General features: G+C 62.3%; 23 protein-coding genes. 8 read left to right on the forward strand and 15 right to left on the reverse strand.

Features of this window, described 5'->3' with window-relative positions; genetic code table 11:
• Nucleotides 1-84 precede the first annotated feature (84 nt).
• Both J7I86_RS04930 and J7I86_RS04935 read right to left on the reverse strand, forming a co-directional pair.
• Nucleotides 85-345: a hypothetical protein gene (locus tag J7I86_RS04930; protein ID WP_214816273.1), complete on the reverse strand. Its 261-nt coding sequence runs from the start codon at nucleotides 343-345 to the stop codon at nucleotides 85-87.
• A 67-nt stretch (nucleotides 346-412) separates the two neighbouring features.
• Nucleotides 413-613: a hypothetical protein gene (locus J7I86_RS04935; protein ID WP_062071080.1), complete on the reverse strand. Its 201-nt coding sequence runs from the start codon at nucleotides 611-613 to the stop codon at nucleotides 413-415.
• Between the two features lie 183 nt (nucleotides 614-796).
• Between J7I86_RS04935 and J7I86_RS04940 the strand changes: the two genes are divergently transcribed.
• A complete protein-coding gene (locus J7I86_RS04940; RefSeq protein ID WP_214816276.1) occupies nucleotides 797-1,714 on the forward strand; it encodes a putative protein N(5)-glutamine methyltransferase in 918 nt (305 codons plus the stop codon).
• A 263-nt stretch (nucleotides 1,715-1,977) separates the two neighbouring features.
• Nucleotides 1,978-3,612, forward strand: a complete 1,635-nt coding sequence (locus J7I86_RS04945) for an MFS transporter (RefSeq protein ID WP_214816279.1) — start codon at nucleotides 1,978-1,980, stop codon at nucleotides 3,610-3,612.
• Between the two features lie 128 nt (nucleotides 3,613-3,740).
• Here J7I86_RS04945 and J7I86_RS04950 read toward each other — a convergent pair whose 3' ends face one another.
• On the reverse strand, nucleotides 3,741-5,156 hold the full coding sequence (locus J7I86_RS04950) for a PLP-dependent aminotransferase family protein (protein ID WP_214816282.1): 1,416 nt from the start codon (nucleotides 5,154-5,156) through the stop codon (nucleotides 3,741-3,743).
• Between J7I86_RS04950 and J7I86_RS04955 the strand changes: the two genes are divergently transcribed.
• Nucleotides 5,155-6,075 (forward strand): DMT family transporter, encoded by a 921-nt coding sequence (locus J7I86_RS04955; RefSeq protein WP_214816285.1) that lies wholly within the window; start codon nucleotides 5,155-5,157, stop codon nucleotides 6,073-6,075. The two genes, J7I86_RS04950 and J7I86_RS04955, sit on opposite strands and share 2 nt — an antisense overlap.
• Nucleotides 6,076-6,137: 62 nt before the next feature.
• Nucleotides 6,138-6,539 (forward strand): VOC family protein, encoded by a 402-nt coding sequence (locus J7I86_RS04960; protein WP_214816288.1) that lies wholly within the window; start codon nucleotides 6,138-6,140, stop codon nucleotides 6,537-6,539.
• Here J7I86_RS04960 and J7I86_RS04965 read toward each other — a convergent pair.
• Nucleotides 6,512-7,543 carry an endonuclease/exonuclease/phosphatase family protein gene (locus tag J7I86_RS04965; protein ID WP_214816291.1) on the reverse strand — a complete coding sequence of 344 codons (1,032 nt, stop codon included), beginning with the start codon at nucleotides 7,541-7,543 and terminating at the stop codon, nucleotides 6,512-6,514. The two genes, J7I86_RS04960 and J7I86_RS04965, sit on opposite strands and share 28 nt — an antisense overlap.
• Before the next feature lie 62 nt (nucleotides 7,544-7,605).
• Here J7I86_RS04965 and J7I86_RS04970 point away from each other — a divergent pair, with 62 nt between their 5' ends.
• On the forward strand, nucleotides 7,606-8,289 hold the full coding sequence (locus J7I86_RS04970) for a response regulator transcription factor (protein ID WP_214816294.1): 684 nt from the start codon (nucleotides 7,606-7,608) through the stop codon (nucleotides 8,287-8,289).
• A gap of 14 nt (nucleotides 8,290-8,303) precedes the next feature.
• Nucleotides 8,304-9,629, forward strand: coding sequence for a cell wall metabolism sensor histidine kinase WalK (locus J7I86_RS04975; protein WP_214816297.1), 1,326 nt, complete (start codon nucleotides 8,304-8,306; stop codon nucleotides 9,627-9,629).
• A 12-nt stretch (nucleotides 9,630-9,641) separates the two neighbouring features.
• On the opposite strand, the gene J7I86_RS04980 is transcribed toward J7I86_RS04975, so the two are convergent.
• Together J7I86_RS04980 and J7I86_RS04985 are read right to left on the reverse strand one after the other, a co-directional pair.
• Nucleotides 9,642-10,163, reverse strand: a complete 522-nt coding sequence (locus tag J7I86_RS04980) for a GNAT family N-acetyltransferase (RefSeq protein WP_214816300.1) — start codon at nucleotides 10,161-10,163, stop codon at nucleotides 9,642-9,644.
• Complete coding sequence (locus J7I86_RS04985; protein WP_214816303.1) at nucleotides 10,160-10,642, reverse strand: SRPBCC family protein; 483 nt, start codon at nucleotides 10,640-10,642, stop codon at nucleotides 10,160-10,162. The genes J7I86_RS04980 and J7I86_RS04985 overlap by 4 nt, the downstream gene beginning before the upstream one ends.
• Nucleotides 10,643-10,765: 123 nt before the next feature.
• Between J7I86_RS04985 and J7I86_RS04990 the strand changes: the two genes are divergently transcribed.
• On the forward strand, nucleotides 10,766-11,842 hold the full coding sequence (locus tag J7I86_RS04990) for an FUSC family protein (protein WP_396019856.1): 1,077 nt from the start codon (nucleotides 10,766-10,768) through the stop codon (nucleotides 11,840-11,842).
• Nucleotides 11,843-11,854: 12 nt separating this feature from the next.
• Here J7I86_RS04990 and J7I86_RS04995 read toward each other — a convergent pair whose 3' ends face one another.
• Entirely contained in the window at nucleotides 11,855-12,286 is a 432-nt protein-coding gene (locus J7I86_RS04995; RefSeq protein WP_214816306.1) for a hypothetical protein, read from the reverse strand.
• Between the two features lie 87 nt (nucleotides 12,287-12,373).
• Nucleotides 12,374-13,153, reverse strand: a complete 780-nt coding sequence (locus J7I86_RS05000; RefSeq protein ID WP_214816309.1) for an SDR family oxidoreductase — start codon at nucleotides 13,151-13,153, stop codon at nucleotides 12,374-12,376.
• Nucleotides 13,154-13,289: 136 nt separating this feature from the next.
• Here J7I86_RS05000 and J7I86_RS05005 point away from each other — a divergent pair, with 136 nt between their 5' ends.
• Nucleotides 13,290-14,600, forward strand: a complete 1,311-nt coding sequence (locus tag J7I86_RS05005) for a BNR-4 repeat-containing protein (protein ID WP_214816312.1) — start codon at nucleotides 13,290-13,292, stop codon at nucleotides 14,598-14,600.
• On the opposite strand, the gene J7I86_RS05010 is transcribed toward J7I86_RS05005, so the two are convergent.
• The 7 genes from J7I86_RS05010 to J7I86_RS05040 all read right to left on the reverse strand — a co-directional run bounded on the left by J7I86_RS05010 (nucleotide 14,597) and on the right by J7I86_RS05040 (nucleotide 22,554).
• Nucleotides 14,597-15,355 carry an NUDIX domain-containing protein gene (locus J7I86_RS05010; RefSeq protein WP_214816315.1) on the reverse strand — a complete coding sequence of 253 codons (759 nt, stop codon included), beginning with the start codon at nucleotides 15,353-15,355 and terminating at the stop codon, nucleotides 14,597-14,599. The two genes, J7I86_RS05005 and J7I86_RS05010, sit on opposite strands and share 4 nt — an antisense overlap.
• Entirely contained in the window at nucleotides 15,352-16,461 is a 1,110-nt protein-coding gene (locus tag J7I86_RS05015) for an AAA family ATPase (protein ID WP_214816317.1), read from the reverse strand. Before J7I86_RS05015 ends, J7I86_RS05010 begins: the two co-directional genes overlap by 4 nt.
• Nucleotide 16,462: 1 nt before the next feature.
• Nucleotides 16,463-17,134 (reverse strand): nicotinamide riboside transporter PnuC, encoded by a 672-nt coding sequence (gene pnuC, locus J7I86_RS05020; protein WP_286179307.1) that lies wholly within the window; start codon nucleotides 17,132-17,134, stop codon nucleotides 16,463-16,465.
• 80 nt (nucleotides 17,135-17,214) lie between these two features.
• On the reverse strand, nucleotides 17,215-19,056 hold the full coding sequence (locus J7I86_RS05025) for an IucA/IucC family siderophore biosynthesis protein (RefSeq protein ID WP_214816320.1): 1,842 nt from the start codon (nucleotides 19,054-19,056) through the stop codon (nucleotides 17,215-17,217).
• The gene (locus tag J7I86_RS05030; protein ID WP_214816323.1) at nucleotides 19,053-19,643 is read right to left on the reverse strand and encodes a GNAT family N-acetyltransferase; all 591 of its coding nucleotides are present in this window, start codon (nucleotides 19,641-19,643) and stop codon (nucleotides 19,053-19,055) included. Before J7I86_RS05030 ends, J7I86_RS05025 begins: the two co-directional genes overlap by 4 nt.
• Nucleotides 19,640-20,995 (reverse strand): lysine N(6)-hydroxylase/L-ornithine N(5)-oxygenase family protein, encoded by a 1,356-nt coding sequence (locus J7I86_RS05035; protein WP_214816325.1) that lies wholly within the window; start codon nucleotides 20,993-20,995, stop codon nucleotides 19,640-19,642. Before J7I86_RS05035 ends, J7I86_RS05030 begins: the two co-directional genes overlap by 4 nt.
• Nucleotides 20,992-22,554: an aspartate aminotransferase family protein gene (locus J7I86_RS05040; RefSeq protein WP_309476667.1), complete on the reverse strand. Its 1,563-nt coding sequence runs from the start codon at nucleotides 22,552-22,554 to the stop codon at nucleotides 20,992-20,994. Before J7I86_RS05040 ends, J7I86_RS05035 begins: the two co-directional genes overlap by 4 nt.
• Between the last annotated feature and the right edge of the window lie 128 nt (nucleotides 22,555-22,682).

Below are 22,682 nucleotides of genomic sequence, written 5' to 3' on the forward strand. Positions count from 1 at the left end.
GGCTCAAAACGCGCTGTGCTGCGACCTAGTTGGGCTGGCTACGCGGTTGGTTCCGTTAGTGCGGGGTTGGTTCGGGTGAGGCTATTAGGAGGAGTGCGGCATCTGCGGGCGGCTGGTCCTGTGGATCGCCGTCACAGCTGCTCCGTGGCCCATGCGGCCGTGGGCTTGGTCTCGATCCTTCGGGTGCCGGCGTTTACCATTGCCGTCCGGCCACTGCTTGCTCTGGTCGGAGCCCAAAGCAACGGCAATGGTGGTCGGCTCGGGCATCGGGGCCATGTCCATGGACTCCACCAGGTGGCTTGCAACCTCAGGATTGATGCGTTCAGACTCGTGATTCGCAGTCATGGTTCTTCCTTTCCAGTGTGCCTGTATTTTCAGTGTGCCTGCTTGACCAAATGCTTCTCAGCAGTTTTTACCAGCGGACTTTCTTCTCGGTCTTGGCCTGCTTGCCGCTGGCGGAGGTGGGCTTGTGGCCCTTACCGGTGCTTTGCCAGCCGGCCGGAGCACCGCCCCCTGACTTGCTCGCCAGCATGGCCTTCTGGGCGTCGGTCAGCTTGGACTTGATGCCGCCGGCGGCCGGGGTCTTTTTGTTTTCGGAAGGGTTGGCAGTCATATGTGGACTCCTAAAAGTGTGAGTCCTGAAGAGACACGTATCCTATGTCGTCGCGGTTCGGGAAAAGGCGTCGAGAACGGGAACGGCATGGAGGCAGGGCCTCAACAGGCGTGGATTTTTGTCGGGTGAAACTCGGCTGCGCCGCTCAGGGCGAGGCCGGTCTACTCAAAAATCAGTGTTCCCATGTTTCATACCCTAACTAAGACCCGGCAGATTTGTGAACCCCTCACCTGCAGCATCTTTGAACCCGGCTTCCAACCCCACCGGAATTCCTCCTCGGCTAGCATGGCAAACGTGACCCGGAGAGCATCGATTGCCACCGCATTGCGGGCCGCCGGCTGCGTTTTCGCGGAGGACGAAGCCCGGCTCCTCATGGACGCCGCCCGCTATCCGGACGAGCTCCGTCAGATGGTGGACCAGCGCCTCAGCGGACTGCCTTTGGAACACATTGTGGGGTGGGCGGATTTCTGTGGGAGGCGCATGACCGTCAGCCCGGGGGTGTTCGTGCCCCGGCGTCGCACGGAGTTCCTGGTCCGGAAGGCCGCTTCGATCGCCAAGCCCGGCGCCGTCGTCGTGGATCTCTGCTGCGGTTCCGGGGCGATAGGTGCAGCGGTGAGCGATCTCTTGGGGAGCTGCGAGCTGCACGCCGCGGACATCGACCCCGCTGCGGTCCGGTGCGCGCGGCGCAACGTGGAGCCCCGTGGCGGGCTGGTCCATCAGGGCGATCTGTTTGACGCGCTCCCCGGGGAACTATGCGGAAAAGTGGACCTGCTGCTGGCGAACGCGCCGTATGTTCCCACAGGGTCACTCGGAATGATGCCGCCGGAGGCACGCCTTCACGAGCCGAGAATAGCGCTCGACGGCGGCGCTGACGGTTTGGAGGTTCAGCGTCGCGTTGCGCTGGGGGCGGCTCAGTGGCTGGCATCGGGTGGGTTCTTGGTGATGGAAACCTCGGGGCAGCAGGCGCTGGCGACGGCGGGGATTCTGGACGAGGTAGGGCTGCTCGCGGACGTGACGTGGGACGAAGACGTAGCTGCCACCGTAGTGATCGGTTCGAAGGAACCCTGGAGCCAGAAAGCGGCTCGATCCATCAGCTTTTAGGCCCGAAAAGCCCCGATTACGTGGGTGCAGCTAAACAATTTGGTAACAACGTGCTCCGCAGGGCAAAAACGGCGCCGGATCCGCATGGCTGCGGGGCAAGAGCGGGTAATGAGATGCAACACAGCTAGGCAATTTGCACCCTCTTTAGGGCCAAAAATCGGATCTCAACTCGGGTTTTTGGTCCAAAACGCGTAAAATTGAAACCCTGCCCAGAGCGGGGCAGCAGAAGTCGCAAGCAAATGACCTCCCTAGGAGAAGCCCAAATGCCCACAGACCAAAGCAACACCATGTCTCCGGATGGCGCAAGGAACGCCACCGGGACCCAGGTATCGGCAGGCCCCAACCCGGCCGCCACAAACGCAGCAAATGCAGTAAAGAACGCAGCAAAGAAAGCAAAGCTTCTCCCGAGGCGCCGGCTCAAAGAGTCCGACGTCAACGTGGTGAATAAGCCGATGCTGCGCAAAGCACTCGGCGGCACCATCGTCGGCAACACCATGGAATGGTACGACGTCGGTGTCTTCGGCTACCTCATCACTACCATGGGCCCTGTGTTCCTGCCGGAAGCAGACAAGTCCGTCCAGACACTCTTCCTTCTGGGCACCTTCGCCGCAACCTTCATCGCACGCCCCCTCGGCGGCGTCGTGTTCGGTTGGCTCGGCGACAAGGTTGGCCGCCAGAAGGTTCTCGCAGCAACACTGATGATCATGGCGGCAAGTACGTTCGCCGTCGGTCTCCTTCCCGGCTACGCGCAGATCGGCATCTGGGCCGCCGCGTTGCTGGTGATCCTGAAGCTCATCCAGGGCTTCTCCACCGGTGGCGAGTACGCCGGTGCCACAACTTTCGTCAGCGAGTACGCTCCGGACAAGCGCCGCGGCTACTTCGCCAGCTTCCTGGATATGGGCAGCTACATCGGCTTCGCCCTCGGAGCCGCCCTGGTTTCAGTCCTGCAGCTCACGCTCGGACAGGCAGCCATGGAGGAGTGGGGTTGGAGGATTCCGTTCCTGATCGCTGGTCCGCTGGGCCTCATCGCGGTGTACTTCCGTAGCAAGATTGAAGAATCTCCCCAGTTCCAGGCAACCCTGGACGCCCAGGAAGCCTCCGCCAAGGATGCAGCTTCACAGGACGCTGCAGTGGCCAAGGGGCCCGTGGGCATCATCAAGGCCTACTGGCGCCAGATCGTGCTGGCCATGATCCTGGCAGCAGCTGCCAACACTGTTGGTTACGCACTAACCTCCTACATGCCCACGTACCTCACGGATTCCAAGGGTTATGACCCCGTCCACGGCACCTTGCTGACCATCCCGGTTTTGGTGATCATGGCCGTGTGCATACCGCTCACCGGTAAGTTGTCCGACCGCATCGGACGCCGTCCGGTGCTGTGGGTCGGCGCAGGCAGCACCATCGTCTTCTCCGTCCCGGCCTTCCTGCTGATCGGTATCGGCGAGATCTGGTCCACGCTGGCCGGCCTTGCATTGATTGCTTTCCCGGTGACGTTCTACATCGCCAACCTGGCCTCGGCCCTGCCGGCCTTGTTCCCGACGTCCAGCCGTTACGGCGGAATGGGCATCGCTTACAACTTCTCGGTGGCGATCTTCGGCGGAACCACGCCGTTCATCGTACAAGGCCTCATCGAAGGCACGGGCGATGACATGATGCCGGCGTACTACCTGATGGCCACGTCCATCGTGGGCGCAATCGCCATCTACTTCCTGCGCGAATCCGCCCAGCGTCCCCTGCCCGGCTCCATGCCCAGCGTGGACACCCAGGCTGAGGCCCGCGAGCTCGTAGCAACGCAGGACACCAACCCGCTCATCAACCTGGACGAGATGCCGTTCGACGGCCAGCCGATTGATGACGCCGTGTTCGGCAAAGGCAACAAGGACCTGACTCCCGCTTAGGAACTCACTGCCTGCAACTTCTGCATAGCGACGCTTATTACAAGCGATTCAGTTAGTTCGCGGCAGCTTGCCGCCCAGCGTAGCCACCAACCCCAAGGCGCTCTCCTTGGTGTTGGTGGCTACGGCTGTTAAGCCCCCAACTGCGTTTGCACTGCCTCGCCAATGATCCGCGCACCTTCCGGGAAGCCGCCCGGATTGGGACCAGCGTAGTTGAGCCGGATGTATGGTCCTTCCGGTTCTGCGGGGAACCACTCCGTACCGGCCGCGATCAGCACCCCGGCCGCCTCGCAATCCTTGGTGAGCTGATCGACGTCGAACCCGTCCGGCAGGCGCAACCACAAGTTCAAGCCGCCTTTGGGCAGGTTGCTGAGGTGTGCCTGCGGAACGTGTTCGCGGAGGCTGGTGACCAGGAGATCGCGACGGGACTGCAACTGATGGCTGAGGCCGCGAAGGTGAGTTTGCCACCCGGGCTGCGTGACGACGTCGAGCGCTGCCGCCTGAAGCACGCCGCTGACGTACATTGATTCGGCAGCTTGAGCACCCATGATGCGTTCACGCGCCGGGCCCCGCGCGATGACGGCTGCAACGCGGATGGACGGCGAAACGCTCTTGGTCAGAGAGCGGATGTAGACCACGTGCCCGGAATCGTCCTTGGCAGCCAGCGGAACTGAAGACGCGGTGATGCCGAAGTCGTGCGCCCAGTCGTCCTCCACAAGGAAAGCTCCATGGCGCCGGACGATCCCCAACACCTCCTCGCAACGCTCGGCAGACCATTGGGCTCCCGTGGGGTTGGCGAAGTTGGGCTGGGCGTAGAACAGCCGTGCGCCCGATTCCTCAAAGGCCCTGTCCAGCTCTTCCGGGTCCGGCCCCTCCTGGCCACTGGGAACTGGAATGACTTTCACACCCGCCTGGCCCGCCGCCAGCAGCGCGCCCCAGTAACTGGGCGACTCCACCAGCAGCGGCTGCCCATGCCCCACCAACCCGCGGAAAATTGAGCTCAGCCCGCTTTGGCTTCCGGGAAGGATTACGACGTCGCTGGGCTGGGGAGGCGTAACGCCCACCGGCGTGGAGCTACTGAGTTCCTGCGCGAACCAGGTCTGGAGCTCGGGAAGTCCTTGTGCCGGAGGTCGGGACAAGGCGGCGTCTCCCCTTGCGGCCCGTGTGAGGGCGGCGCGGACAAGCCTTTCCGGGAGGAGCTCGCGGTCCGGATAACCGGAGTGAAACGCAATGACGTCATTTGATGCGCTCCGCATGGCCCCGGAGTTCAGTGGACGGGCTGCCTGGGCTGCCCGCAACGCCGCTGTTTGCCAACCGTAATCCGAGGGCCTGGCTGTGCGATAGGCGCGCACGAAGGTCCCTACTCCGGGGCGGCTCTCGATCAGGCCCTGCCCCGTGAGCGTCCTCAGGGCCTTCTGCACGGTGACCGGGCTGGCTTGGTACTCGGCTACGAGTTGCCGGGTTGATGGCAGTCTGGCTCCCGGCGCGGCTCCTGCGATCCATTCCTTCAGTCGCACGACGATTCGGGAACTGCTATCGTAATTCATGAGTTCTAATAGTAGCGCTACTACGCTTTCTCTACCAGTGATATCCACCCAGACATCAACAGGTGTCTGGTGGGGCCTCATTGGCGTGGTTGCTTTCTCCTTTACCGTTCCCCTGACACGGGTTGCAGTGGAGGGCTTTTCACCGCTCTTCATCGGCGCTGGTAGGGCCGTGGTTGCCGCCATCCTTGCGGCGCTGGCACTGGCATTGACCCGGCAACGATTTCCGCGCGGCCTCCAATGGTTCCGGTTGGCCGTTGTGGCCGGAGGAATCGTGGCCGGATTCCCCTTACTCACCACTTTCGCCCTCACCAGCACCTCCGCCAGCCACGGTGCCGTGGTGATCGCGCTCCTGCCCGCAGCCACAGCCACAGTAGCGGTGATCAGGGGACGCGAACGCCCCCGGCCGCTGTTCTGGGTCCTGACGGTGGTGGGGGTGATCGCCGCAGTGGTGTTCGCTGTGGTTCAATCCGGTGGCTTCGGCTCGCTGCACTGGTCTGACCTTCTGCTGCTCGGTGCCGTGATTGCCGCAGCCATCGGTTATGCAGAGGGCGGCTTGCTGGCCCGGGAACTCGGTGCGTGGCAGACCATCTCCTGGGCTTTAGTGGTGGCGTCTCCGGTGATGATGCTGCTGACGGTGGTCTCGCTGGGTCAGGGCATCCCTTCCGCTACGCCCATCCAATGGTTGTCCTTCGCCTACCTTGGCGTGGTGAGCATGTTCCTCGGCTTTTTCGCCTGGTACCGCGGCCTGGCCATCGGACCCATGGCGCAAGTCAGCCAGATCCAACTCGTCCAGCCGGTCATGAGCATCGCCTGGGCCGGCCTGCTATTGGGTGAGTCGATGACGTGGACCACCGTTGTGGGCGGTCTGGCAGTGATCCTGTGCGCCGGCGCGGCTGTCCGTGTCAGGCTCAGGAAGTAGGAACCGTGTCCACGGCGAGCACAGCGGATGTGGAGCCCGCCCGGACCTCGTAGAATCGGCGCATGCGTGAGATACCGGTGGGGTCCATCCACCATCTTGAGATCTGGGTGCCGTTCCTTGAACGGGCAAAGGAAGAGTGGGGCTGGCTGCTGGGAGAGCTAGGTTATGAGCCCTTCCAACAGTGGCCCACGGGGTGCAGTTGGAAGCTCGATGGGACGTACGTGGTGGTGGAGCAGACTGATGCCACCACCGCCACCACCCACCGGCGCACTGATCCCGGGGTCAACCACGTGGCTTTCCATGCCGGGACCCGTGAGAACGTGGACAGGATCCGGGCGCTGGGCGCAGATGCGGGCTGGTACGAGATGTTCGAGTCGAAGTATCCGCACGCCGGAGGGCCGGAGCACTATGCGGCGTACCTGCTCAATACGGACAGCTATGAGGTTGAGTTGGTTGCGGGGTAGGTCGGGCGGGGTGTCCCAGGCTGTAGCCGTGCCATCGTAGCGAGATGGTCCGTCCCTGGAGATGAGATCACGGATGCTCCGGTCATGGTGAACCCGCGGAACAAAATGTGGTCCGGTCTGGTGGCGGGAAGGCGTGCCGGCCAGGTGAACCCGAAGCCCGCCCGGGCGTCGTCGAGAATAGCCAGCAACGGCGCGAAGGCGCGGTCAGTGTTGGCGGTATTAAAGTCGCCTACCACCAGCATGCGTGACGAAGTGTCCGCTTCCACTATCCGGGTGAGTTCCGCGAGCCCGTTGTTCCTGCTGCTGACGTCGCCGGGTCGAACAGAGGGCAAATGTACGGCATAGAGCTGGACGGGGCCGTCGGGCGATTCCAGCTGCACGCTTACAGCGCGCGACCAGCCGAGTCCCAAAGCGAGCGGCTCACCTTGGCTCAGCGGGTACCGGCTCCAAACGCCTACGGTTCCTGCCGTTAGTCGATGCCCATATGTACCGTCCAACAGGGGAAATATTCGTTCCAGGGTGGGCCCGGTGAGCTCCTGCAGAACCACGACGTCGGCACCTGACTCGACCAGCTTTTCGACGGCCGCGCCCGGGTCAGGATTTCCTGCACGTAGATTTTGGGTAGCAACGGTCCATCCACTGGCCGCCTCCTCCAATGTCTCCTCGGCGGAAGCGGGGGCGACGCCCGTCATCAGGACCGGCAAGAATACGACGCACCAGCAAATCAGCGCGGCCGCCATTGGGATGGCGCCGAACCAGGCTTTAGACAACAACACCGCTATCAGCAGCGCAGCTATGACCACCCCGAGCCAGGGCAGGAAGCTCTCGATGACCAGCACCACACCGTTAGCCTGCGGCACCAGTCCGTGGCCGAAGAGCAGTACCGTGATTGCTCCCGCGAAGGTTCCTGCAACCCAGTCCCTGGCTCGCGGACGGCGCCGCCGAGCCTCAAGCAGCCCACGTTGGGTGGCCGTTGCATAGGTGGTTCCGATGTCCTTTTCCATAGCCCCATGGTTCAGAAGAGAACTTAAAGGATTCTGAAGCCGTGCGAACTATGCTGGTGGCCATGACGGAGCCCATAACAGTCCTGATCGTCGATGATGATCCGGAAATCAGGAGCTCCTTGCAATCCTTGCTTGAAGCCGCCGGCTACCTGGTGGAATTGGCCGCCGACGGCCGGGAGGCGCTCGAACGGGTCGCCGCAACGTCCCCGGACTTGCTGTTGGTGGACGTCCTCATGCCGGTGATGGACGGGCTGGGCCTCTGCCGAATGCTCCGGGCGGCAGGCAATACGGTTCCGATCCTGCTGCTCACCGCCCGCAGTGACGTGGCTGACTGCGTTGCAGGTTTGGACGCAGGAGCGGATGACTACCTTTCCAAACCTTTTGACCCTCATGAGTTGCTGGCACGGTTGCGGGCCATGGCACGCCGGACAGCCCAGCTTCCCCAGCACCCCACCGGGTACCACGGTTTGGAACTGGTACCCGAGGCTCATGCAGTGAGGCACAACGGGCGTTGGATCGACTTGAGCAGCACCGAGTACGCCCTCCTTTGCGTGCTGGCGGAAAACCCGGAGCAGACGCTCAGCCGGGCCCAGATCAGTGACTCAGTGTGGGGATATGCCATGACTCCGGCCTCCAACTCACTGGAGGTTTACGTCAGCTACCTGCGCCGGAAGCTCGAAGCTGAGGGTGAACCACGGCTCATCCAGACAGTGCGGGGAGTCGGCTACCGGCTGGCAGCATCATGACGCTGAGATTGCGAATGACACTGGTCATCGCGGCTGCCATCACCCTCACCGTTTTGGTATTCGCGGTACTGGTTTACGCCCTGGTAGGCCACGAACTACGCACGAACGAGGATCTGTCCCTGAGGCGTGAGTCGGATCGCATCATTCAACTGATCCAGACTGATCCGAACTGGCAGGGCTTTTCGCAATGCACCTGGGTCCGTTCGCCGGCATGCGCGCAACTCGTGGCGCCAACACCCAATGAAGACCCGGATGCTGGCGCCGGGCCCGCTCTGCCCATTACCGGGCAGATGCGCGACGTGGCTTCCGGCGGGAGTGCGGCCTTCTTCACGGAAGCGACCATCGGCGAAGACCCAATCCGCGTGTATGTCAGGCCGCTGCCAAACCAGAGGGCATTAGTGGTTGGAGTCAGGGACGACAGGGTGTTGGCGTCCTTTGAGCGTCTCGGTTGGCTGCTGGCGGCAACAGTGCTGGGCGCCTTGGTGGTTGCAGCAGGTACTGCCTACGTAGCCGCCAGGCGCGGACTCCGACCAGTCGATCGGCTGACAGCAGTGGCGGAGGGTATCGCCCAAACCGGCGACACCGGCATCAGGATCCCTCGAAGCAGCACAACCGAGACGGACAGGCTGGGCATCGCCTTCAACACGATGCTGGGCAAACTGGAGCAATCCCGCCGCCAGCAGGAACAACTGATTGCCGATGCTTCCCACGAGCTGCGTACTCCCCTGACATCGCTGCGGACGAACGCTGCCATGCTCAAGAACCCCGAACTGGACCGGAGGAGTAAAGAACGCATCACGGGGGCCTTGGAGCATGAACTGATGGGTATGCAGTCCCTTGTTGAAGACCTGATCGACTTGGCCCGCCATGAAGAGGCACCGTCCTTCGTGGAGGAACTGGACCTCAACGAACTTGTCCTCTTTTGCATGGAGAACGCCCAACGGCGCTACCCCGGAATCGAGTGGTTCCTGAACGGGTCCCGGGAACAACTCCTGGTGACCGGAGAACGCGCCAGGCTGGCGCGTGCGGTATCGAATTTACTGGACAACGCCGGAAAATTTACGCCTGAGCCGGGCCAGGTCAGGCTGGCGCTCAGCGTTTCCGAACGCGCAGTCACTCTTGATGTGCGTGATACAGGACCCGGAATCCCGGCGCAGGATCTAGCCCATGTCTTTGACAGGTTCTACCGCTCAACCAATGCACGGAGCGTGGCCGGATCGGGTCTGGGACTCGCCGTGGTGCACAACGTAGCCATGGCACATAACGGGACGGCAAGAGCGCACCCGAGCCCAAGCGGGGCGCACCTCAGCCTCACCCTCCCGCTTGCCCAAGGCAGCTAAGCCTGTAGGGGTCTATGAGGGGTTAGGCGGAACAACCGGGCGCCACATTGCCACGCGTGGCCAGCGCGTCAAACCCAACTCTGCCTCGTGCTCCATCAGGCGGGACAACTGCGGACCCCAACTGCCGGCGTCGAGCACTTCGAAGCCCAGGCGCCGATAGTACGGGCCGTTCCACGGCACATCCCGGAAAGTGCTCAAGGTTTGGCGCTGCATCCCGTGGCCCCGCGCCCAAACGCGCGCAGCGTGCAACAGTTCCCGGCCCAGGCCCTGGTGCGCTTGATCCGGGTGGACGCTGACCTGCTCCACATGGCCTTTGCCGTCCACGATGTCCGCCAACAGATACGCCACCGGGTAGTCCAGCCCGTCCACGGACACCCACGCGCGCCCCGCTGCGGCGTAGCTGCTCAGCTCATCGACGGAAAGCGGCTCGTCGTCAGCGATTGAGTCCATGCCCAACGTCCTGAAAGCCTGGCCCGCGGCACGCTCGATTTCCTGCATCATCAGGAGGTCGTCCGCATGCGCGAGCCTGATCATTGCCCGGAGTCCATGCTTGGAGGAGCCTGGTTTGGAGTGGTGGTCACCAGGAACTCGTTGCGCTTCTCAATAAGGTTCTGCAGATACCGGGCCAGGACCAGCTTCTCCACCAGCCTGCCCAGCGGACCGAACGGTGCGGCGAATTCCACCGTATCCACCATGAGGGTCCCGCTGCCATCGGCCCGGAACTCGTGCGTGTGGCGGAGGTACTTGAAAGGGCCCTTCACCTGCTCATCAGAGAACGACGACGGCTCCTCCATCCGCGTGATGCGGCTGGTCATCCGGAACCGGACTCCGAGGTGCCACGCCTGCCAGGTGACAGTCTCACCTTCTGAGATCAGTCCGGTGGTGACGCCGGCGATGGCCTTCTCGCGGCTGTGCGTCATGGACCCCACATGGGCATCGATGTCGCGGGAAAGATCGAACAGTTCCTGCGGCGACATGATGGAGCGGGTGCGGCAGACGAAAGCGACGGGCATACCTCGATCTTCGCAGACCTTCCCCTCTGCGCGCGCCGAAGTCTGCTACGGGTTGTGACCGGGCTTATGGCGGCCCGTGCGGTGATGCTGCTAATTTGCAAAGACAACCCTGACTGATTGGTGGTGTTCCCCGTGCCCGCATTGATGGTCCACGCCCGCGAACTCCACCGGCTGGGCCCGGCCAACAACGATCGCCTCTCGGCAGTACGTGTGGCCCTAAGCGTGGCAGTACCCGGGCTGTTCCTCATTCTCATCGGCCGCCCTGACCTCATGATGTACGCCGTTTTCGGTGCGCTCACCGGCATGTACGGCCGCAACGAAACACACCAGCTCAGGCTCAAGCACCAAGCCCAGGCTGCCCTGTTCCTGGTGGGCGGGCTGACTATCGGGGCGTTCCTTTCCCTCAACCACATCCAATCATGGTGGTTGGTCCTCGTGGCTACGCTGTTCGCCGGCGCCGGATCCCTGTATGCCGATGCCGTCCGCCTCAAACCCATCGGACCTTTCTTCGGCATCCTCGCACTGGGCGCCTGCGCTTCGGTGCCCACCAGTGTTCCGTTCACGACGGCGGTGCTCATCGGTGCCGCGTCCGCCGCCTTCTCCCTGGTGGTGGGTTTCGGCGGCTGGTTCCGACGACGCACCTGGGTAGCTGGTGCCGGCCGCAACGTTCCCACCCTTCGCGGCCCGCGAAGTCGGGCCGCATTGGTCCACGCCGCACGCTACGCGCTCGCAGTGGGGGCCGCCGGGACCATCGGGGTCCTGAGCGGCAGCGGCCACCCGCACTGGGCCATGGCCGCAGCGGCCGTGCCCCTCGCAGGAGCCGACCTCCCAAGCCGCGTCCACCGGGGTATCCACCGGATTGTGGGGACGTTCCTCGGATTGGGGATAGTCGCCGTCGTGCTTTTTCCCGGTCCGCTATCGCCGCTTCAGTACTTCCCGGGCCAAACCGCGGTGGTGCTCGCTGTGCTGGTAGTGCTGTGCCAGTTCCCCACTGAGCTGTTCATGGCACGGCACTACGGGTGGGCCATGGTGTTCTTCACACCGGTCATCCTGCTGATTGCGCAACTGGCTTCACCCATGGATCCCGGGGTGCTGGTCATGGAGCGAGCCATTGAGACGTTCGTAGGAGCCGTGGTTGGCATTGCGGTAGCTGTCCTGGTGAGGTCACCGCGAAAGCAGATGGGTGCTCAACCGGGCTGATTCGTTGGTGCGCTAGTTCGTCACTACAAGGATGTTGGGGTGGATTTTCGTCAAGCCGCTGGACTCCAGCTCCTTGGTGTCATAGCCATCGGAAACCAGAACAGCTGTTTTCTGTTCGGGACCACTGATTCTCAGCATCTCACCCTGGATGGAATCACTGCAGCCGCTATGCCAGAAGGATGGGTTCGCAGCTTCCACGATCAGGCACGACGGGCGGCCCTGCTTGCCTTGTCCCAAGTAGTACTTGTTCCCGTTTGCCTCGGCAACCAGGAGCACCTTTTCCAAGGTGATTTCGTGAAGGTTGATGTCCTCAGGCAGAGTGTCCGCCTCGGTTGCTTCGCGTTCCAACGCCTTGAAGCCGGTATAGCTGGTTCCGGAACACCCGCCCAACAACACTCCGCCTACAACCATGGTCACTACGAATGCCTTTGATTTGTTCTTCATAGCGCTGCTCCCTCAGGCTCGAATGAAGTGTCATAGTAACCCGGCCCCCGCCATGGGGCGTGGTCAAGTTACGGACAGTTTTCGTGGCTACGGTTCAAGGGGCCGACGAGGTGGGCCGGACGTGAGCTTGGCCGGAAGGACCCGGGCGAAGAAGCTGACCACTTTGTAGCGGCGCGTCGGAATGGAGACGCCCTTGCCCTTGGCGTTGTCCTCCAGCCCTTCGCGCACTACACGCTCGGCGGTCAGCCAAAGGAAGCGGGGAGCAACGGTTTTATCCATGCCCATGCGATCGTGGAATTCGGTGTGCGTGAAACCGGGACAAACCGCGGTAACCTGCACTCCTGATTTCGCGTAGCTGATGTTGGCCCACCGGCTGAAGGTTACCTGCCACGCTTTGGCTGCGGAGTAGGTGCCCCTGTTGGCGAACGCTGCCACGCTGGCCACGTTGATGATCCGGCCCTTCCGGCGAGCCAGCATGACTTCAAGGGCAGCGTGGCTTAGCTCCATCGGCGTTTGCACGTGGAGTCGCAGGTGTCGTCGTTCCTCGTCCAGGTCATTTCGTTCAAAGGACTTCAACAGTCCTATTCCGGCATTGTTGACCAGCACATCCACAGGCCGCCCGGCATCCCGCAAGCGGTCCGCAACGGCTGAGACCCCGACGTCGGTGGTCAGGTCCGCTGAAAGGACCTCCGCCGAGATACTGAAGTCGCGTTCAAGCTCCTCGGCTGTTTCTTTCAGGCGCTGTTCATCGCGGGCTACCAGGACCAGATGGTGCCCGGCTTCGGCGAGCTGGCGCGCGAATTCCGCGCCGAGCCCGGCTGTGGCCCCGGTGACGAGGGCTGTAAGTTCATTGGCGCGAGTGGTCATGCGCCTAGACTAACCCCTCCCCTTTTCCGCGCCGAGATGGCATTTGATGGCAATGTTTCCAGGTGGGATTGTCATGAAGTGCAGTACGGGCGCATAGGATGACTTTTGAAACGATGCAACGTCGCAAAGGATTCCCATGGTCAGCAAAACCCCTTCCCCTCTTGATCCTGTTGTGGTCAACTCCAACGGGGCCTGGTGTTGGTTCCAGGATGAGCGCGCACTGATCGACCCCGCCACCAACACGCTGCTGGTGGGCTCGGTGGCCGCCCCGGAAGGCCCGGGTGGTGCGGAACGCGGCGGCAACATCGAGATCACAACCGTGAATCTGGGCACGGGCAAGAGCCATGTCCACGTCCTCCATGAAAGGTTGGAGGCTGACGACCACAATGCCCCGGCGCTCCTGATCCGGCCTGACGGACATTATGTTGCGATGTACGCGAAGCACAAGACGGACAACTACTCCCGTTGGCGCGTCTCCACCAAGCCGCACGACGCTTCCGGGTGGGAGCCCGAGCAGCACTTCGATTGGACGGAACTCGCCGACGGCCGCGGCGCCACGTACTCCAACCTTCACGCTCTAAGTGCCGAAGGCCGGGTCTACAATTTTGTCCGCGCCATCAACGACGACCCCACGCTGATGATCTCCGAGGACGACGGCGGCACCTGGAGTTACGGCGGCAAACTCTTCACCCGCCCCAAAATCGGCTACGTCAACGGGTACACCCGCTATGTCAGCAACGGCACGGACCGGATCGACCTCATCACCACGGACCACCACCCCCGCGACTACAACAACAGCATTTACCACGGCTACCTCCAGGATGATGCCCTCCACGACGCCGAAGGCAACGTGGTCAGCAAGCCGGTCATCGGCTCTGCAGGCATCAACCAGACGGCCCTGACCACCGTCTTCAAAGCCGGAACAACCCTCGACGGCGACACCCTCGCCCACGGTTGGACTGCTGACCTGCGCCGGCAGGGCACCGAACTCGCCGCGATCGTCACCTGCCGGGCCAACGACGTGAACGGTCCGCTGCAGCGGGAGCAAAGGCTCGACGTCGATGATCACCGCCTGCTGTACGGGCGCTTCGATGGCGTGCGCTGGGAGCTTCATCCGCTCGCCGTCGCCGGTCCCGGCCTCCTGCCGCACGAGCAGGACTACACAGGGCTGGGGGCCGTGGACCCGAACAACCTGGACAGGGTTTACATCTCCGCACCTGTGGATCCGCGAACAGGTGAAACAACCCCGCACTATGAGATCTACCGGGGCCTCACTGCCGATTCCGGTGCCGGCTGGACGTGGGAAGCCATCACCGAGGGATCCGCTGTGGACAACCTGCGGCCCATGGTGGTGCCCGGCGATCCATCAGTTCACGCGGTGTGTTGGTTCCGGGGATCAATGATCTCCTCGCAGAGCTATTCCACAGAGGTAGTGCTGCTTCTTTAACGCGTGAGATGGGTGGTCGGTTTGGCCAGGGGCGGATGGATGTGCCGATCAGTGGCCGCGAACAGCGCCGCTGGGGCACCACCGGTTGCGGCCCTCGCCTTCCGGCCTGTGTCTTTAAGGTGCGGCATCATCTTTCGGGTGAAGTTTCCAGCAGGCAAGGTGGTGTCCCACACGGCGTCATAGACGGTGCGAAGCTGGGTCAAGGTGAACTCGTCCGGCAGCAGGCGGGCGGCGAGGGTGGTGTATTCCATCTTGCCGGCCAGTCGCCCCAGACCGTCCTGCAGGATCTTGAGGTGATCGAAGGCCAGATCATTGCTGCGCAGGATGTGGTGGACCGGGTGCCACGCAGCACCTGCGGCGTCGGACCCTGCGGCAATCGCCGGCAGGACGGTCCCGTCGGTTTCGAGCAAAACGAGATGGGCCACGGAAACCACCCGCATCCGTGGGTCCCTCTCCGGGCTGGTGTACGTGGCCAACTGCTCGATGTGCACCGGCAGGCTCCCTAGATCCAGCCCTGTCTCTTCTGCGAGCTCCCGCTTTGCTGCTTGTTCGGCAGACTCCTCAGGCCCGACGAAACCACCGGGCAGCGCCAGCGCACCCTTGAACGGATGTCCTCCCCGACGCACCAGCGCGACGTTCAACGTACCAGCGGACACCGCAAACACCACCAGGTCCGCAGTGAGGGCTATGGAAGGGTAATCCCCAGGCTCGTAGCTTTCGAGGAATTCCTTGGCCGACTTGGAATCCGACGTCATGCCGCCGCGCCTTCCAAAGCAGTTCGGGTTGCCCACGGGGGTGAAGTAAATCCGTTCCGCTGGGCAATTATCAGGTCAATTGTCTCAATTGCGGTCTTCAGGCGCCGATCATGGTCACCAGTAACCAGGATCCATGAATGCCCCTCCTCGGTGAGGGTTTCCTTGAACCACTCGGTCATGTCTGCCCTTCGGTGCTCGCCTTCACGCCAGCCATCATCTTCAAAAGCCACCCCTTCGTGATCGGTGATCAGGTACAAATCCCTGCGGGGCAGAACGTCTGCTGCATGGTAGGAGCCAAAGCTTCCTTCACCGAGGTAGTAGCGCTCCCACAGGGTGGTCGCCAGCGAATCGGTGTCTGCAATCACCAGCGGGCAGGCATCCGCGGCGGCGTTTTCCATCTCGTTCTGCCGTGCGCCGATCACGCCGAAGTCGTCGGCAGTCCACACCATGTCTCGTATCCCGGCGTCGGGCGCCTCGGAGCGAAGACTGCGGAACTTCTCATAGGTGAACTGACGACCATACTCGGGGACGTCGGCGATCCCGGGAAACCTCGGCCTGTAGTGTTCGGTAAGCGCTGTGGTCAAAGTGGTGGTGCCAGTTGATTCGGCGCCTACCACGATGATTCGCGTTGCCAGTTCCTGGCGGGCGGGAGCGATGATGTACGGCCACGCGGCGCCGAGGTCCTCGCGGCACATTGTGCCGCTGATCGGGTAGGCATTCCGGGACGGGTCCACCAGCACGTGGTCTGCCCCGAACGCCGCAGCAAGCCGCACACCGTATTCCTCAGAACTGAACACAATATCGACCGACGTCACACCGCGGCTCTTCAAGGCCAGGCGCATCAGCTCGTTCTGTGCCTTCCAGATTTCGTCGGAGTGGTAATCCTCAGGGCAGTCGTTGCGCATTCCCATGATTTCCACCCCGTCAACACCATCGAATTCAGCGGCCAGCCATGTGACCCGCTCGTCAACAGTGATGGACTCAAAACGGCTGCCAAGTACCAGGACGGCGACTTTCCCGGACTGTGCAGCGGCAGTGGCTATCAGATGCGCATGGCCTGCGTGCGGCGGGTAGAACTTGCCGATGACCATTGCTTGCTTGTACATCTCAGACTCCTGCCTTGATGGCTTCGGAGGTGACCGGCGTTGAAGCGCTTCGGGTGCGCTTCCAGTCGATGAGTCCATAGATGCAGAGAGCCAGGAACCCGATGTAGAGGATGGCGGTCAACGTCAGTCCGCGGCTGAAGTAGAGCGGGATGGAGACCACATCGATGAAGATCCACACGTACCAGTGCTGGAAAATCTTCTTGGCCTGCCCGTAAGTGGCCACTAGGGATGCAGTCAGCACGAAAGCGTCCGGCCAGGGAACCTGGGAATCGGTTCCGTGGGTGAGGACCATCGCCACTACTGCAGTGCCGATAGCAGTGGCCCCCAGGCCGAGGAACACCTCTTTGCGGCTCGCATCGCGGATGGGGAGGTCGTTGCGGCTCTGGGTGTCAGCCCTGCCCCGGATCCAGTTGCACCAACCATAGACGGCGACGACGGCGAAAATGACCTGCAGGACGGCTTCACCGTAGAGGCCGGCTCCCAGGAACAGGACCGTGAACGCGATGTTGTTCAGGATACCGATGGGCCAGTTCCACAGCTTCTGCTTGGCAACTCCATAGACACAGGCGGCGCCGGTGACGAAACCAATGATTTCGATCCAGCTCACAGGGCTGCCGAAGAGGTTGGGAATCGCTGCGGAGTTCATCCAGTCGAGCAGTACCATCGTCATCATCCTTCAAGTCGTTATTATCAAGCTGACAATAATGACTATAGCGGGTTATCGTCACTCTGACAATAACCCGTCGGAACAGCCTAGGCGAACTTAGCCAAGGGATTCTCCAAGCGACCCGCCATCTGAAGCCCGCCGGAGGGATCCGAGATGTCCAGCATTTGCTGGTTGTTCCTGAGCTGCAGGCGGTTGAGGCAGGACAACTCAAAGTCCGGCGCAAACAGATCATGCATGGCGAACTGGCCAGCAAGCTCCGCGTGACGTTGCTGGTATTCCCGGAGCACGGCGGCAGCAGTCCCCCAGAACTCGTCCTCGCGCAGCGTCCCGTCCTCCACAAGGATTGCCCCCAGGAAGCGGAAGATGCAGTCGAACACATCGGTGAAGATGGCCAGGACCATTTCCTCGGCCGGGATCTCCGCCTTCACGCGCGAGACTTCCTCGGGAAGTTCCAGCCGGTCCCCCATGACCACGATTTCCTCGGCAATGTCCTTCATAATCGCGCGGACAGGCACGCCGTCCTCGAGGATCAGGATGACGTTTTCGCCGTGCGGCATGAACGCGAGCTCGTACTCGTAGAGGCAGTGGACCAAGGGGACAAGGTAGGCCTCGAAGTAGCGGCGAAGCCATTCAGTGGGCGCCAGGCCGGACAGCTGAATCAGTGATGACACCACCGATTCCCCGGTAGCGTCCACGTGCAACAGCGATGCCATGGTGGCCAGCTGCTGCCCATCCTTGAGCAACGGCAGCGGGCTTTCCCTCCACAGGGCCGAGAGCATCTTCCTGTACGGGGAACCCTTAGCCGAAGCAGCCTCATAGTACTGGTTGTGGTAGCCGATTGCCGCGGTTTCACGGATCATGGCCAGGCCCCGGTTTTGGAGCTCCCTGTCATTGCCGATCAGTTCCTGCAGCCAGTCATTAATGGCCGGTGTTGCCTTCATGTATTGCGGTGACAGGCCTCGCATGAAGCCCATGTTCAGCACGGACATTGCCGTTTTGACGTAAGCCTTCTCCGGGTAATCGGTGTTGAAGAACGTACGGATGGATTGCTGTGCCTGGTACGAATCCTCGCCGGTGCCAAGGTTCACGATGTGGCGCTGGGCGATTTCTGCCGCGAACGTCACCGTGAGCTTGTTCTCCCACTGCCAGGGGTGGACCGGCATAAGGAGGTATTCCTGGGGATCCAGGCCGGACGCGGAGAGCTCCGCGTTGAACCAGGCAAGAGTGGCCGGGCCCAGTTCGGCCTCGAAGTGCGTCCGGTAATCAAGCCCTGCACTTGAGGTGAACACTGCCTTGCTGCGGTGGACGGCGATCCACTGCAGCTTCACGGTTGCGCCGGTTTCCGGTGCGAACGCGTGGTAGTCCGCGATCCCGAATCCAAGCCGTCCATTGTTGGCCACGAAGCACGGGTGCCCTTCAGTCATGCTGTGCTCAATGGCTTGGAAGTCAGCGGCGCGGTCAGTACCGCCGGTGATGCCCGCTGCCAATTGCGCCGAGCTGAAGGGCTTGCCCTGCTTGTAGGCGTGGCTGGCCAGCGTGCTGCCGATTTCTTCGAGGTACACGGGCAGCATTTCCTGGCGGATGGCCAGTGCCTCGTGGAATTCGGCAATGAAGTCCAGGGCGTCCACCGGCAACTCCTGGCCCTCCCGCAGCCGAACAATTGATTCCGCGGAGACAGACCAGTGCTCAAGCTGCAAAAGCCGGGCGCGGAAGCGGTATTCAGTAGCGTCGTCATCGCTGACCACCTTGTAAAGTCCGACGCCGCCGCCCTCCTCGCGGATTAGCTCCGGTACCAGGATGCGCTCGTGCGAGAACTCGGCGATCGCCTTACGGACGAGGTGCCGGTTGGCTATGGCCCAGCGTTCCGGGGTCAGATGGGATACGGAATCAGCAGCCGCAGTGGTCACGGCATGGGCGGTGGTGGTCACAGGGATTCTCCTCTGGTTGCCGCAGCGGGCGCGGCCAGAATCAGGGTCAGGGTGGCGAGGAAATCCTCGCGGGTGCAGAAGCTCAGCAGGCCTTGCTTCTGGTCTTCGGCGGGGTCGACGGCGGGAAGGGTCACCACGCCGTGCGGCCGGAAGCCCACCTTTTCATTCAGGACATGGATCTTGTGATTGCGGGCGTCAGGTTCGACCACCACCCGCCGCGTTGCCGGGTCGGCGAACAGTTCGGCCATCACAAACTGCATCACTGCGGTGGTGAAACCGGGCTGGGGCTCTCCGGTGGGCGGTGACACCAGAAGGTGCATGCCAACATCACCTTCTTGGACCTCGTAGACGTCCGCCAACGGCGAGGACTCCGGCCGGTACCGCTCCATCAGGAAGGCGGGGTCGCCGTCGTCAAGCCCCAAAAACGCTTGGTGGTGGCCCGATTCGGCAATTTTCGAGTACTCCTCCACAACGTCCTGCTCGGTGGCCGAAACCATGCCCCAGAACCGCGCATACTCTTGGCTGACCCAGCTGTGGAGGACAGGTGCGTCCGCTACGGGGTCGACGGGCCGGAACGTGAAGCTCATACGGTTGCTCCTGCGGGTTCGGGGACTGCAACAGGTTCTGCAGCAGTGGCCGGAGCAGGCGCGCCGAACTGCTGGAACGCGATACTGCGCTCGATCGGATAGACCTCCCGGCCGGTGATTTCGCGCAGGATGCAGGAGTTGCGGTAGGCAGCCATGCCGAGGTCCGGGGTGACGAAGCCATGGGTGTGCAGCTCGGCGTTCTGGACGAAGATTTCGCCGGGTTCCACGCCGGTGCCGTAGTTGCGATCGACGTCGAACCGGCCCTTGGCGTCGCGGCGGATCCGGTCCTGGATTCCTGCCAGGAAGGCGGGCTCCTTGTAGGTGTAGCCGGTGGCGAGGACCACGGCCTCGGACTCCAACGAGTAGTCGCGGCCGTGCTCCTCATGGCGCAACTGGAGCGTGTGGGCGCCGGTGGTGGCATCCCACTCTGCGGCGGTGAGCGAGGAGTGCGTGTGCAGCTGGGTGTCCACCATGCCGGAGAGGCTCTTGGTGTAGAGGAGATCGTAGATGTCGTCTATCAGGTCCGAGTTGATGCCCTTGTACAGGTTCTTCTGGCTCTTGATCAACGAATCGCGCTGCTCGCCTGGGAGCGAATGGAAGTAGTCAACGTATTCCGGCGAGGTCATCTCCAGCGTGAGCTTGGTGTACTCCAGCGGGAAGAAGCGGCCCGAGCGCGTGACCCAGTTGAGCTGGTAGCCGTACACATCAATTTCCTGAAGCAACTCGTAGTACAACTCCGCGGCGCTCTGGCCGCTCCCTACGATGGTGATGCTCCGCTTGGACTGCAGCTCACTCTTCCTCGACAGGTAGTCGGCGTTGTGGAGGACAAGTCCACCGGCTTCCACTATTCCTGCACAGGAGTCCGGGACGTACGGGGAAGTTCCGGTGCCCAGGACCAGCTTGCGGGCGCGAAGCACCTCAGCACCCTCCGGACCCTGCACCGAAAGCCGGTACACGCCGTCGTCGTAGGACACATCCAGCACATCCGTGCTAAATGAAACGGATTCCAGCTGGCCGGCCACCCACTGGCAGTACTGGTTGTACTCGGCGCGCAGCGGGTAGAAGTTCTCGCGGATATAGAAGCGGTACAGGCGGCCGGTCTGCTTGAGGAAGTTCAGGAACGAGAACGGCGACGTCGGGTCCGCGAGCGTCACGAGGTCCGCCATGAACGGAACCTGCAGGTGCGCCGGCTCCAGCATCATGCCAGGGTGCCAATCGAAGGACTCGCGGCGATCCAAGAACACGCAGTCGAGGTTCTCCACCGGCTCGCTCAAGGCGGCCAGGCCCAGGTTGAAAGGCCCGACGCCGATTCCTGCGACGTCGTAGATCTTGCCGTTGTCTTGGGTGCTCACGCTGCAGCCTCCGTGGTGTTCGCCAGCAGGTGGTTGCCCGTCCGGCGGATAAGTTCGATGATTTCCTGGATGTCCCTCAGGCTCGCCTCGGCGTTGAGGAGGGTGAATTTGAGGTAGTGGCGGCCAGCCACCTTGGTGCCGGCAACAACTGCCTCACCGGAAGCGAAGATTGCGGCTCGGATGGCAGGGTTAAGGACGTCTGCGGCATCGTCTTGGAGGGGCGCACCGTCAACCACGGGGCGGTAGCGGAACACCAAGGTGCTCAACTGCGGCGCGGCAGCGAGCTCGAACTCGGCGTCGTCAGCCAGCAAGGTTCCTACCCGGGCGGCGAGGTCGATCGCTTCGTCGAAGAGCGCACCGATCGCGTCGGCGCCCATGATGCGGAGGGTCAGCCACAGCTTCAGGGCATCGAAGCGGCGGGTGGTCTGGATGCTCTTGTCCACCTGGTTGGGGATCTCTGCCCTCGCGGCGCTCTCCGGGTTCAGGTAGTCCGCGTAGTAGGTGACATGGCCCATCATGGAGCCGTTGCGGACCAGGACCGCGCTGGAACTGACAGGCTGGAAGAAGGTCTTGTGGAAGTCCACCGTGACGGAATCAGCCAGATGGATGCCATTCAGGAGGTGCCGGTGGCGGCCGGACACCATGAGCCCACCACCATAGGCACCGTCAACGTGGAGCCAGGAATCGTAGGCGCGAACCAAGGCGGCCATTTCCGAGAGCGGGTCAACCGAACCGAAGTCCGTGGTCCCGGCAGTGGCTACAACCGCCATCGGTACCAGCCCGGCGTCGTGCGCTTCCGCCAAAGCAGCCGCGAGGGCAGTGGGATCCATGCGGTGGTCTTCAGTGGTGGGTACCGCGATGACGGCGTCGAAGCCCAGGCCCAGCATTGAAGCCGACTTCTGGATGCTGAAGTGGCTGTCCACGGAGGTGAAAATCCGGAGGCGGTCAAGAAGGTGCGGCAGGCGGGCGTCCCCATTCGCGACCCGCAGTTTGGCAACGGCATGGTTGCGGGCAATCAGGAGCGCCTGGAAGTTGGACTGGCTTCCACCGGAGGTGAACACACCGTCAGCGTTGGCGTCGAACCCGATGCGCTCGGCGGTCCAATCGATGAGGCGGCGCTCGATCATGGTGGCACCCGCGCTCTGGTCCCAGGTGTCCATGGAGGAGTTCACGGCCGAGAGCACCGCTTCACCTACCAGTGCAGGGATGACAACCGGGCAGTTGAGGTGTGCGGCGTAGCGGGAATCGTGGAAGTAGATGGCGTCCTTGAGGTAGAGCTCGTCGAGCTCTTCCAGGGCGGCAGCTGTGTCCGGCAGCGGACGTTCAAGATCCACGGCACCAACTTTTGCTTTCAGTTCAGCATGCCCGACGCCGGTAAACGGCTGGGAAGTCCGCTGGACTTTGGTGGAGACCGCATTGACCCCTTGAAGGACCTGAGCGACGTAACTAGGTGAATTTCGTGCGTTGAACAGCTGGTTGGTGGCAGCGAGGGCCAGTTCCACTTTGGAGCCAAAATCTTGCTCCTGAGCGATCCGCTCTTCGACACTAGGTGACGTCACGTCAGCTTCCTTCCATTGCGTTGGGGCGCTTGTTAGCAAGGCAAGCCTTACTTAGGTAAGCCTTTCCGTCAAACTTTTGTGACCTATTTCGCTAAGAAGGCGGTTTCTCAGCTTTCTACCATCCGGTA

It is taken from the genome of Arthrobacter sp. ISL-95 (assembly GCF_018613695.1).
Taxonomy (GTDB): Bacteria; Actinomycetota; Actinomycetes; order Actinomycetales; family Micrococcaceae; genus Arthrobacter.

Coding starts and splice junctions, on each gene's coding strand:
- J7I86_RS04930 (WP_214816273.1), bottom strand. CDS start 345: ATGACTGCGAATCACGAGTCTGAACGCATCAATCCTGAGGTTGCAAGC.
- J7I86_RS04935 (WP_062071080.1), bottom strand. CDS start 613: ATGACTGCCAACCCTTCCGAAAACAAAAAGACCCCGGCCGCCGGCGGC.
- J7I86_RS04940 (WP_214816276.1), top strand. CDS start 797: ATGTTTCATACCCTAACTAAGACCCGGCAGATTTGTGAACCCCTCACC.
- J7I86_RS04945 (WP_214816279.1), top strand. CDS start 1,978: ATGCCCACAGACCAAAGCAACACCATGTCTCCGGATGGCGCAAGGAAC.
- J7I86_RS04955 (WP_214816285.1), top strand. CDS start 5,155: ATGAGTTCTAATAGTAGCGCTACTACGCTTTCTCTACCAGTGATATCC.
- J7I86_RS04950 (WP_214816282.1), bottom strand. CDS start 5,156: ATGAATTACGATAGCAGTTCCCGAATCGTCGTGCGACTGAAGGAATGG.
- J7I86_RS04960 (WP_214816288.1), top strand. CDS start 6,138: ATGCGTGAGATACCGGTGGGGTCCATCCACCATCTTGAGATCTGGGTG.
- J7I86_RS04965 (WP_214816291.1), bottom strand. CDS start 7,543: ATGGAAAAGGACATCGGAACCACCTATGCAACGGCCACCCAACGTGGG.
- J7I86_RS04970 (WP_214816294.1), top strand. CDS start 7,606: ATGACGGAGCCCATAACAGTCCTGATCGTCGATGATGATCCGGAAATC.
- J7I86_RS04975 (WP_214816297.1), top strand. CDS start 8,304: ATGACACTGGTCATCGCGGCTGCCATCACCCTCACCGTTTTGGTATTC.
- J7I86_RS04980 (WP_214816300.1), bottom strand. CDS start 10,163: ATGATCAGGCTCGCGCATGCGGACGACCTCCTGATGATGCAGGAAATC.
- J7I86_RS04985 (WP_214816303.1), bottom strand. CDS start 10,642: ATGCCCGTCGCTTTCGTCTGCCGCACCCGCTCCATCATGTCGCCGCAG.
- J7I86_RS04995 (WP_214816306.1), bottom strand. CDS start 12,286: ATGAAGAACAAATCAAAGGCATTCGTAGTGACCATGGTTGTAGGCGGA.
- J7I86_RS05000 (WP_214816309.1), bottom strand. CDS start 13,153: ATGACCACTCGCGCCAATGAACTTACAGCCCTCGTCACCGGGGCCACA.
- J7I86_RS05005 (WP_214816312.1), top strand. CDS start 13,290: ATGGTCAGCAAAACCCCTTCCCCTCTTGATCCTGTTGTGGTCAACTCC.
- J7I86_RS05010 (WP_214816315.1), bottom strand. CDS start 15,355: ATGACGTCGGATTCCAAGTCGGCCAAGGAATTCCTCGAAAGCTACGAG.
- J7I86_RS05015 (WP_214816317.1), bottom strand. CDS start 16,461: ATGTACAAGCAAGCAATGGTCATCGGCAAGTTCTACCCGCCGCACGCA.
- pnuC (WP_286179307.1), bottom strand. CDS start 17,134: ATGATGACGATGGTACTGCTCGACTGGATGAACTCCGCAGCGATTCCC.
- J7I86_RS05030 (WP_214816323.1), bottom strand. CDS start 19,643: ATGAGCTTCACGTTCCGGCCCGTCGACCCCGTAGCGGACGCACCTGTC.